We start from the raw sequence: 9,284 nt of genomic DNA, 5'->3' as shown, positions 1-9,284 counted from the left end.
CCCTCAACGCGGGCGTGGAGGCGGCCCGGGCCGGCGATGCGGGCAAGGGCTTCGCGGTCGTCGCGTCCGAAGTCCGCGCGCTGGCTCAGCGCTCGGCCGAGGCGGCCAAGGAGATCAAGGGCCTGATCACCCAGTCCGGCGCGCAGGTGAAGGCCGGGGTCGATCTGGTGGGGCAGACCGGGCGGGCGCTGAACGCCATCGCCGAGCGGGTCACGGCCATCGACGCGCTGGTCGCCGACATGGCCGCGTCGGCCCACGAGCAGACGCGGGCCCTGAGCGAGGTCAACGTCGCGGTGAACCAGCTGGATCAACTGACCCAGCAGAACGCCGCCATGGTGGAACAGACGTCGGCCGCCACGCTTGCGCTCAACACCGAGAGCGTCGAGTTGTCCGGACTGATGGGCGGCTTCACCGTGGGCGGCCAGGCCGCCCAGCCCACGCGGCGGGCGCGCGCGGCCTGATCCGAGTCGACCGGCGGAGGTCAGGCTAGTCTGCGTCGGCCTGGGTCACGGGCAGGCGAAGGAACACGCGCCCGCCCGGCGAGGGCGGCGGCAGGGCGCCGGCGCGGATGTTCACCTGCAGCGACGGCAGGATGAGCGTCGGCGGCGCCAGCGTCGCGTCGCGGGCGTTCCGCAGGGCCACGAATTCGGCCTCGGTGACCCCGTCGTGGACATGGATGTTGCTCTCCCGCTGCGCGGCCACCGTGCTCTCCCAGCGATAGTCGGTGCGGTTCGCGGGCAGGTAGTCGTGGCCGATGAAGATGCGGGTCTGTGGGGGCAGCGCCAGGATCTTCCGGGTCGAGCGGTACAGCGTTGCGGCGTCGCCGCCCGGAAAATCGGCCCGGGCCGTTCCATAGTCGGGCATGAACAGCGTGTCGCCCACGAAGGCGGCGTCGCCGATCAGGTAGGTCACACAGGCCGGGGTGTGTCCGGGCGTGTGCAGCACCCGAACCTCGAGCTCGCCCAGAGCCAGGCTGTCACCCTCGGCCAGCAACCGGTCGAAGACCGCGCCGTCGGTGGTCACGTCATCGGCCTCGAACAGCGGGGCGAACTGCTTCTGCACCTCGGTGATCCGCGCGCCGACTACAATCTGGGCGCCGGTGCGTCGGCGGATGTAGTCGGCCGCCGACAGGTGGTCCGCGTGGGCATGCGTCTCCAGCACATACTTCAGGTCCAGGCCCTGTGCGTCGACAGCGGCCAGGATCGCATCGGCTGACCCGTGCGAGAGGCGAGCGCCCTTGGGCTCGAAGTCGGCGACCGGATCGACGATCACGGCGGCCCGCGTGGCCGGATCCGACACCAGGTAGCTGACGGTCGACGTGGCGGGATCGAAATAGGCTTGAACAGTGGGGGACATGATCGGAGCCTCCTCGGCGATGCCGTATAAATATTAGCACTTGCTAAATTAGCAATACCTAATATATGGAGTCTCATGTTCGATCTCGCGAACTTCGACATCACCCGCTTCGAGGCCAGCGCCGCGGAGGCCGCAAGGCTCCTGCGCGCGCTCGCCAATGAGCGCCGGTTGATGATCCTGTGCCAGCTCAGCGGCGGCGAGCGTTCGGTCGGGGAACTTCTGCCCCTGGTCGCCCTCTCGCAGTCGGCGCTCTCGCAACACCTCGCGGTGCTGCGGGAGGAGGGCATTGTGGCCACCCGCCGCGAGGCCCAGACCGTGCGCTATCGGATCGCCGACCCGGCCGCCGTGAAGGTGGTGGCGACGCTCGCCGAGATCTTTTGTCCCCCCGACATGAGGCCTCTCCATGAACACCGCCCTGATCCCGCTCAAACCTGACGACGTCGAACGCCGCCTCCAGCGCCGCCAGGCCGTCCTGGTCGATATCCGCGAAGCCGACGAGTTCGCCCGCCGCCATGTGCGCGGCGCCCTCTCGCGCCCCCTCTCGTCTTTCGAACAGGCCCACCTGAAGGTCGATCCCGGCACGGACGTGGTCTTCACCTGCCGGACCGGCATGCGGACGGGCGCCAACTGCGATCGACTGGCGGCGGTGGTCGAAGGGCCGGCATATGTGCTGGAAGGCGGCGTCGACGCCTGGGCGGCGGCCGGCCTGCCACTGAACGAGGATCGCAAGGCGCCGCTGGAAATCCAGCGCCAGGTCCACATCGCCGCCGGCGCGCTGGTGCTGGCCGGCGTCGCGCTGGGCTTCGTGCTGCACCCCGCGTTCTACAGCCTTTCGGCCTTCGTGGGCGCCGGCCTGGCTTTCGCGGGCGTGACCGGGTTCTGCGGGATGGCGACGCTGCTGGCCCGCGCGCCCTGGAATCGCGTTCGGGCCTGATCGCGTGGACCCGGCGCTCACCTATGGCCTGGCCGTGCTCAGCGGCGGCGTCGTCGGTCTGCTGCTCGCCGTCTTCGGCGGCGGCGGATCGGTCCTGGCGACGCCGCTGCTGATCTACCTCGTGGGCGTGCGCGACCCGCACGTGGCCATCGGGACCTCGGCGGCGGCCGTGGCGGTGAACGCCCTGGTCGGGCTGTCGGTGCAGGCGCGCGCCGGCCGGGTGAAGTGGCCCTGCGCGCTGGTCTTCGGGGCCGCGGGCCTCGTGGGCTCGCTGGCGGGCGCGCAACTGGCCAAGCAACTGCCCGGCGAGACACTGCTGTTGTGGTTCGCCGTCGCCATGGCCCTGATCGGCGGCTCGATGCTGCTGCCGCGTAAGGACGCCGGCGACCCGGCGGTGCACCTGACGGCTGGGCTGACCGCCCGTCTGGCGCCCGCCGGCCTCGTCACCGGCCTTGCCGCAGGCTTCTTTGGGATCGGCGGCGGCTTTCTCATCGTGCCGGGCCTGATGGCGGCCACGGGCATGACGTTGGCTCACGCCGCGGCCTCGTCCCTCGTCTCGGTCGCCCTGTTCGGCGCCGCGACCAGCACCAGCTACGCCGCTTCGGGCCTGGTCGACTGGCCGATCTTCGCGGCCCTGGTGGTGGGCGGCGGGGCCGGCGTGTTCGCAGCGCGTCCCATCGCCCGCCGGCTTGAGGGCCGCGCCGATCTGGCGCGCCGCGCCTTCGCGCTGATGGTGATCGCGACCGCCGGCTACGTGGCCTGGCGGTCCCTGAGCTAACGCTGCGTTCCGATCATCTGGCCGAGGTCAGGTGCGCCGCGATCGCCTCGTAGGCGGGCAGCGACACGCGATCCAGCGGGCCGTTGCCGTTGGCGGCGGTGGGGTGTGAGGCAAAGCGGGCGATGACCATCTCGGCGCCCGGCGCCACGTAGCAGACCTGGCCGTGGATGCCCCGGGCCGAGTAGGCGCCGAACCGGTTGTGGCTCACCCACCACTGGTTTCGGTAGCTCCAGCCCGGCAGCGTGACGTAACCGGCCTTGGCGAAGTCCTCGGTCCGCGCGCCGCCGGCGATGTCGTCCACGACGGCCTTGGGCACGATCTGCTGGCCGCCGGCGACGCCGCCCAACCGCATCATCTCGCCAAAGCGGGCGAGGTCGCGAGTGGTGACGTTGAGGCCCGCGCCGCACAGCGCGAAGCCCGTGCCGTCGACCATCACATAGCCGTCCTCCTCGACCCCCAGCTTCTGCCAGATGCGCTCGGAGACCAGTTCGGCGAAGGGCTTGCCGGCCACGCGCTGGGCGATCCACCCCAGAACCTCGGTGTTGCAGGTCTTGTAGGCGAAGGCCTCGCCATGCTCGCCCTGCTTCTTCAGCGTCCGGAGGAAGTCGAAGATGGTGGTCGGGCCGGCATAGCCCGGAGGCGGCCGCGACCAGCCGGCGGCCACGCCATAGAAGCGCACCTCGGCGTCGGGATCGACATAGTCCTCGCGGTAGCGCACGCCCGTCGTCATATCCATCACGTGACGCACCGTGGAGTCGCCGAAGGCCGTATCGGCCAACTCGGGCACATAGGTCGTCACCAGCGCGGCCGGATCGATCGCGCCTTCATGCGCCAGGATCGCGGCCAGCAGGCCGGCGAACGACTTGGTGACCGACATGGCCAGGTGCGGCGTGTGCGGCCCCAGCGCGCCCCGATAGGTCTCGTAGACCACGGTCCCCCGATGCAGCACCACCAGGCCGTCGGTGAAGTTCTCGTCGATGCTCTCGCCCCAGGTCATCGCCCGGCCGTCCTGGGTGACGAACCGCACGGCGTCCAGGTCCTCGCGCAGGCCGTACGGCAGCGCCGCCGCCGCCGCCGGCCCGCGGCGGATGGCGGCCGACGGGCCCAGCTCACGCTGATGGCTGAAGCTCCAGCGGGTGTTGGGGAACCGCCAGCTGGTGGAATCTGAAACCCGCACCGTCTTCTCCGCCGGCGGCGGAAAGCCCTGCATCACGGCCAGCGCCGCCGGATCGGTCGAGGCGGCGGTCGGGGCGGGCTGGGCGGAGTCGGGCATGGCAGGGGCCTCGGTCGGACAGGACCCCCATCCCATCCCCTTCGCGCGGCGGACGCAAGCCGGGGCGTCGCCCGCTAGACCATCCCTGCCTTGCGCAGCGCCTGGTACGACTTGATCACGCGCTGCAGGCGGTTCTCGCCCGAGCGGTCGCCGTTGTTGGCGTCGGGGTGCAGGCGGCGGACCAGTTCGGTGTAGCGGGTGCGGATCTTCGAGGCGTCGGCGTCCTCGTCCAGGTCGAGGTCGGCCAGGGCGTTGCGTTCGATCTTCCCCAGCTTGCGGCCTTCGGGCTCAGGTTTGCGCGCGTGCTGCCCGCCGCCGCCGAACATGTTGAAGGGGTCACGGAACTGCGGGCCTTGGCCCTGGCCCGCCCCGAACTTGGCCGAGAAGGCGGCGGCCTCGCGGCTCATCCTGCCGGCCTTCATCTCCCAGGTGGGACGCCCGCCGGTCATCTGCTCTTCCTGCTGGCGACGGCGGACCTCGCCCTCGGCCATGCCGGCGAAGAAGTTCCAGTTGCGATTGTACTCGGCCGCGTGCGGCTGGCAGAACCAGTAGTGCTCATGCAGCAGGTCGCGCGACTTGGGCGCCCGGGCCGTCGCCGCCTTGCGACACCCCGGATGGTCGCAGGCCCGCTCGCCCGGCTTCAGGGCATGCACGTCCTCCGCCGCGTTGTCCTGCTCGGACGGCGGTCGCACGCGGATATCCACGAACTTGGGCTTGTATTGAAACGCGCCGGGCATCGTCCAAGTATGGAGGGCAGAAGTTTCCGTACAAGAATTGAAGATCGGGCAGATGGGCGCCATACTTGACGCGATCCAAGACAAACTGACGGCGGCCTTTCAGCCCACGCGGCTGGAGATCGTCGATGAGTCCCACCGACACGCGGGCCATGCCGGCGCGCGCGAAGGCGGGGAAAGCCACTTCAACGTGACGATCGAATCGGCGGCCTTTGCGGGCGCGGCTCGGGTGGCGCGCCAGCGGATGGTCTACCATGCGCTCGCCGAGGAACTGGCCGGGCCGCTGCATGCGCTGTCTGTGAAGGCGCTGGCGCCGGGCGAAGGCTGACGGCCGCAAATCCTGCGGCGTGCAGAACGCCTTGGAGGCGTCGCACTTCGGGCGCTAGTCTAAACGGACGTTTGAAGAGCCGCCCCGGAATGCAGGCGCGGCCGGACATTGGGGAGAGACGGGTTGCGGACAACCATCACCGTCAACGGCGAGGTGCGGTCGCTCGACCTCGACCCGCGCACGACGCTGCTCGACGCACTGCGTGAGACGCTCAAGCTGACCGGGGCGAAGAAGGGCTGCGACCATGGCCAGTGCGGCGCCTGCACGGTCCTGGTCAACGGCGTGCGGATCAATTCCTGCCTGTCGCTGGCCGTGATGCACGACGGCGACGAGGTCACCAGCATCGAGGGCGTCGGCACGGTCGAAAAGCTGCATCCGGTGCAGGTGGCCTTCCTGAACCAGGACGCCTTCCAGTGCGGCTACTGCACGCCGGGCCAGATCTGCTCGACCCTGGGCCTCCTGGCCGAGATCGAGGCGGGCGCGCCCAGCCAGGAAACCGCGCCGGGGGCCAAGCCCACGCTGACCGACGCCGAGATCCGCGAGCGGATGAGCGGGAACATCTGCCGCTGCTCGGCCTATCCGCAGATCGTGGCGGCCATCAAGCAGGCCGCCGAGGCCCTGGCATGAAGGCCTTCACCTACGAGCGGGCCACCAGCGTCGAGGGCGCGGTAACGGCGGCCCAGGCGCCCGGCGCGCGCTTCATCGCCGGCGGCACCAACCTGCTGGACCTGATGAAGCTGGAAATCGAGACGCCGACCCATCTGATCGACGTGGGCCGGCTGCCGATGGCCGAGATCGTGGAGACGCCGGACGGCGGTCTGCGAATCGGGGCGTCGGCCAGCAACACGGCGGTGGCGTCGAACGCGACCGTCCGGGCCCGCTATCCGGTGCTCTCGGAAGCCATCGTGGCCGGCGGTTCGCCACAGCTGCGCAACAAGGCCAGCGTGGGCGGCAACCTGCTGCAGCGCACCCGCTGCGCCTACTTCTACGACACCTCCAAGCCCTGCAATAAGCGGGCGCCCGGCTCGGGCTGCGGCGCGCTGGAAGGCCTGAACCGCAACGCGGCGATCTTCGGCGCCAGCCACGCCTGCATCGCCACCCACACGTCCGACATGGCCGTGGCGCTGGCGGCGCTGGGGGCCAGCGTCGAGGTCGTGGGCGCGGGCGGGACCCACAGCATCCCGCTGCTGGAGTTGCACCGCCTGCCGGGCGAGACGCCGCACATCGAGACCCACCTGGCCGGCGGCGAACTGATCACCGCCGTCGTGCTGCCGCCGCCGCCCAAGGGCGGTCAGACCTACCGCAAGGTGCGTGACCGGGCCTCGTACGCCGGCGGTCTCGCCAGCGTGGCGGTCGCCGGCGGGCAGGTGGCGCTGGGCATGGTGGCCCACAAGCCGTGGCGCGCCGCCGAGGCCGAGGGCGCGCTGGCCTCTGGCGCTTCGCCCGCCGAGGCCATCGGCAAGGAGCTCGCGGGCGCCAGCTCGCTGGGTCGCAACGACTTCAAGATACCCCTGGTGGCCCGCCTCGCCGCGGCCGCCATCACCGAAGCGAAGGAGCAGGGCCAATGAGCTCGGTGAGCGACTGGGAAGCCACCGCCAATCCGGTCAAGGACAACCGCGCCGGCCTGATCGGCAAGGGCGTCGACCGCTATGAGGGCCCGCTCAAGGTCACGGGCACGGCGCCCTACGCCTACGAGGTCCAGCCGCCGTCGCCGCCGGCTTACGGCGTCATGGTGGGCGCGACGATCGCCACCGGCCGCATCATCGCCGTCGACACGGCCGAGGCCGAGGCCGCGCCCGGCGTGCTGGCGGTCTGGACGCACCTGAACGTGCCCGCCCAGCCGCCTCGCGGCGCCAAGGCGCACCCTCGCAGCACCCAGGGCTCCAAACCCGCACTCGAGAGCGACAAGGTGACCTACTGGGGCCAGCCCGTGGCCTTCGTGGTCGCCGACACGCTCGAGAACGCCACCGCCGCCTCGCATCTGGTCAAGCTGACCTACGACGCCGACACGCCGGACGTGAACTTCGCCAAGCGCCTGAGCGACGCCGGTCAGCCGCCGGGCGAACAGGACGTCGAGATCGGCAACTTCGACGAGGGCTTCGCCAACTCGCCGGTTCGTCTGGACGAGACCTGGGCCACGCCGCTGCAGAACCACTGCCAGATGGAGCCCTGCGCCTCGCTGGCCTGGTGGGAAGGCGATCGCTGCATCGCCCACACCTCGATCCAGATGGTGAAGCCCGCCCAGCACGGCCTGGCCGAGACCCTGGGCATCGGCCGCGACGACGTCCACCTGCTCACCCGCTACATCGGCGGCGGCTTCGGCGGAAAAGGCCAGACCTACGACGACCTGACCCTGGCGGCGCTGGCGGCCCGGGCGTTGGGCCGCCCGGTGAAGGTGGCCTTCACGCGCCAGCAGATGATGCACGGCACGATCCACCGCCCGGCGACGGTCATGCGGGTGCGCCTGGGCGCCGAGAAGGACGGCCGGCTGAACGCCTTCTCGATCATGACCTGGACGCACTGCCACAAGGACGGGTCGTTCACCGAGCACGCTTCCAACTTCGCCCGCGCCCTCTACGCCGCCCCCAACCGGCTCACCGGCCATCGGCTGGTGCGCCTGGACCTGCCGCATGCGGGGCCGATGCGGGCGCCGGGCGAGGCGTCGGGCACCATGAGCCTGGAATGCGCCATGGACGAGCTGGCTGAAAAGCTGGGTCTCGATCCGGTGGAGCTCCGCATCCGCAACGAGCCGCCGGCAGACCCGGAAAACGGCCGTCCATTCTCGCAGCGCCAGCTGGTCCGCTGCCTGAAGGAAGGCGCCCAGCTGTTCGGTTGGGACCGCCGCCGGCCCACGCCGGGCCAGGTGCGCGACGGCCGGTGGCTGGTGGGCATGGGCATGGCCGCCGCCATCCGCGGCAACTTCCTGCTGCCGGCCAAGTGCAGCTTCTCGGTGGACGCCGACGGCGTGATCACCGTGCGCCAGGGCATGACCGACATTGGCACCGGCACCTACACGGTGCTGGCCCAGATCGCCGCCGAGACCCTGGGGGTGCCCCTGGGCAAGGTGGTGGTGGAAATCGGCGACTCTGAGCTGCCGCCGGCCCCGGGCTCGGGCGGCCAGTTCGGCGCGGCCACGGCCGGGTCGGCCGCTCTGGCGGCGGGTATGAACCTGCGCAAGGCGATCGCGGAGATGGCGACCAGCGACCCCCACTCGCCGCTGCACGCTGGTGATCCGGCGGAAGTCACCTTCCAGGACAGCGTGATCGCGCTGGAGAACCGATCCGAGACGCTGGCCGACCTGATCCGCCGCAACGCGCCAGAGGGCCTCACCGTCGAGGGCGAGATCCGTCCCGCCCAGGACGCCCAGAAGTGGAGCACCCAGACCTACGGCGGCCACTTCGTGGAGGTGGGCGTCGATCCGGTGACCGGCGAGGTCCGCGTGCGTCGCATGCTGGGGGTGTTCGCCGCCGGCCGCATCCTCAACGCCAAGACGGCCAAGAGTCAGCTGACCGGCGGGATGATCTGGGGCGTCGGCTCGGCGCTGGGCGAGGGCAACGCCGTCGATCCGCGCTACGGCTCGCTGATCAACCAGGACCTGGCCCAATACCTGGTGCCGGTGCAGGCCGACATCGGCGACCTGGACGCCATCATGCTCGACGAGGTGGACGACAAGGCCAACCCGATGGGCATCAAGGGTGTGGGCGAGCTCGGGAACTCCGGCGCGGGCGCGGCGGTGGCCAACGCCATCTACAACGCCTGCGGTGTCCGGGTGCGCGACTACCCCATCACGCCGGACAAGCTGTTGGCGGGGTTGATCGCACAGGGGCGCTGACGCCGCGCGGCAACGTCGCGAAACCCGGGCGTGACCCGCCCGGGCGGAA

11 protein-coding genes are annotated in these 9,284 nt (G+C 70.7%); 8 read left to right on the top strand and 3 right to left on the bottom strand.

All coding sequences use genetic code 11. The features are described from left to right. A partial coding sequence (locus EPN98_RS16380) for a methyl-accepting chemotaxis protein (protein WP_293363983.1) occupies nt 1-461 on the top strand: 461 nt, incomplete at its 5' end. A 25-nt stretch (nt 462-486) separates the two neighbouring features. On the opposite strand, the gene EPN98_RS16375 is transcribed toward EPN98_RS16380, so the two are convergent. Continuing rightward, the gene (locus tag EPN98_RS16375; RefSeq protein WP_293363982.1) at nt 487-1,356 is read right to left on the bottom strand and encodes an MBL fold metallo-hydrolase; all 870 of its coding nucleotides are present in this window, start codon (nt 1,354-1,356) and stop codon (nt 487-489) included. 75 nt (nt 1,357-1,431) lie between these two features. Between EPN98_RS16375 and EPN98_RS16370 the strand changes: the two genes are divergently transcribed. Genes EPN98_RS16370 through EPN98_RS16360 form a run of 3 tightly spaced genes read left to right on the top strand, consistent with a single transcriptional unit; the run spans nt 1,432 to nt 3,068 of the window. Next, on the top strand, nt 1,432-1,791 hold the full coding sequence (locus EPN98_RS16370) for a metalloregulator ArsR/SmtB family transcription factor (RefSeq protein ID WP_293363981.1): 360 nt from the start codon (nt 1,432-1,434) through the stop codon (nt 1,789-1,791). Then, entirely contained in the window at nt 1,760-2,290 is a 531-nt protein-coding gene (locus EPN98_RS16365) for a rhodanese family protein (protein WP_293363980.1), read from the top strand. Before EPN98_RS16370 ends, EPN98_RS16365 begins: the two co-directional genes overlap by 32 nt. 4 nt (nt 2,291-2,294) lie before the next feature. Then, a complete protein-coding gene (locus tag EPN98_RS16360) occupies nt 2,295-3,068 on the top strand; it encodes a sulfite exporter TauE/SafE family protein (RefSeq protein WP_293363979.1) in 774 nt (257 codons plus the stop codon). Nucleotides 3,069-3,081: 13 nt separating this feature from the next. Here the strand turns inward: EPN98_RS16360 and EPN98_RS16355 are convergent, their stop codons facing one another. Both EPN98_RS16355 and EPN98_RS16350 read right to left on the bottom strand, forming a co-directional pair. Next, complete coding sequence (locus tag EPN98_RS16355; protein WP_293363978.1) at nt 3,082-4,341, bottom strand: serine hydrolase; 1,260 nt, start codon at nt 4,339-4,341, stop codon at nt 3,082-3,084. Nucleotides 4,342-4,415: 74 nt separating this feature from the next. Further along, nucleotides 4,416-5,078 (bottom strand): DnaJ domain-containing protein, encoded by a 663-nt coding sequence (locus EPN98_RS16350; protein WP_293363977.1) that lies wholly within the window; start codon nt 5,076-5,078, stop codon nt 4,416-4,418. A 52-nt stretch (nt 5,079-5,130) separates the two neighbouring features. Here EPN98_RS16350 and EPN98_RS16345 point away from each other — a divergent pair, with 52 nt between their 5' ends. From EPN98_RS16345 to EPN98_RS16330, 4 genes are all read left to right on the top strand, one after another. After that, complete coding sequence (locus EPN98_RS16345; RefSeq protein ID WP_293363985.1) at nt 5,131-5,403, top strand: BolA family protein; 273 nt, start codon at nt 5,131-5,133, stop codon at nt 5,401-5,403. A 123-nt stretch (nt 5,404-5,526) separates the two neighbouring features. Beyond that, nucleotides 5,527-6,030, top strand: coding sequence for a 2Fe-2S iron-sulfur cluster-binding protein (locus EPN98_RS16340; protein ID WP_293363976.1), 504 nt, complete (start codon nt 5,527-5,529; stop codon nt 6,028-6,030). After that, nucleotides 6,027-6,971 carry a xanthine dehydrogenase family protein subunit M gene (locus EPN98_RS16335; protein ID WP_293363975.1) on the top strand — a complete coding sequence of 315 codons (945 nt, stop codon included), beginning with the start codon at nt 6,027-6,029 and terminating at the stop codon, nt 6,969-6,971. Before EPN98_RS16340 ends, EPN98_RS16335 begins: the two co-directional genes overlap by 4 nt. Beyond that, entirely contained in the window at nt 6,968-9,235 is a 2,268-nt protein-coding gene (locus EPN98_RS16330; protein ID WP_293363974.1) for a xanthine dehydrogenase family protein molybdopterin-binding subunit, read from the top strand. Before EPN98_RS16335 ends, EPN98_RS16330 begins: the two co-directional genes overlap by 4 nt. The last annotated feature ends 49 nt before the right edge of the window (nt 9,236-9,284 follow it).

Source organism: Phenylobacterium sp. (assembly GCF_004299445.1).
Lineage (GTDB): Bacteria > Pseudomonadota > Alphaproteobacteria > Caulobacterales > Caulobacteraceae > Phenylobacterium.
This window is presented reverse-complemented; position numbering and strand designations above follow the sequence as displayed.

Bases quoted from the DNA above. Each gene is read 5' to 3' on its own strand.
- EPN98_RS16370 (WP_293363981.1), top strand. From the start codon at position 1,432: ATGTTCGATCTCGCGAACTTCGACATCACCCGCTTCGAGGCCAGCGCC.
- EPN98_RS16330 (WP_293363974.1), top strand. From the start codon at position 6,968: ATGAGCTCGGTGAGCGACTGGGAAGCCACCGCCAATCCGGTCAAGGAC.
- EPN98_RS16375 (WP_293363982.1), bottom strand. From the start codon at position 1,356: ATGTCCCCCACTGTTCAAGCCTATTTCGATCCCGCCACGTCGACCGTC.
- EPN98_RS16350 (WP_293363977.1), bottom strand. From the start codon at position 5,078: ATGCCCGGCGCGTTTCAATACAAGCCCAAGTTCGTGGATATCCGCGTG.
- EPN98_RS16355 (WP_293363978.1), bottom strand. From the start codon at position 4,341: ATGCCCGACTCCGCCCAGCCCGCCCCGACCGCCGCCTCGACCGATCCG.
- EPN98_RS16345 (WP_293363985.1), top strand. From the start codon at position 5,131: ATGGGCGCCATACTTGACGCGATCCAAGACAAACTGACGGCGGCCTTT.
- EPN98_RS16335 (WP_293363975.1), top strand. From the start codon at position 6,027: ATGAAGGCCTTCACCTACGAGCGGGCCACCAGCGTCGAGGGCGCGGTA.
- EPN98_RS16365 (WP_293363980.1), top strand. From the start codon at position 1,760: ATGAACACCGCCCTGATCCCGCTCAAACCTGACGACGTCGAACGCCGC.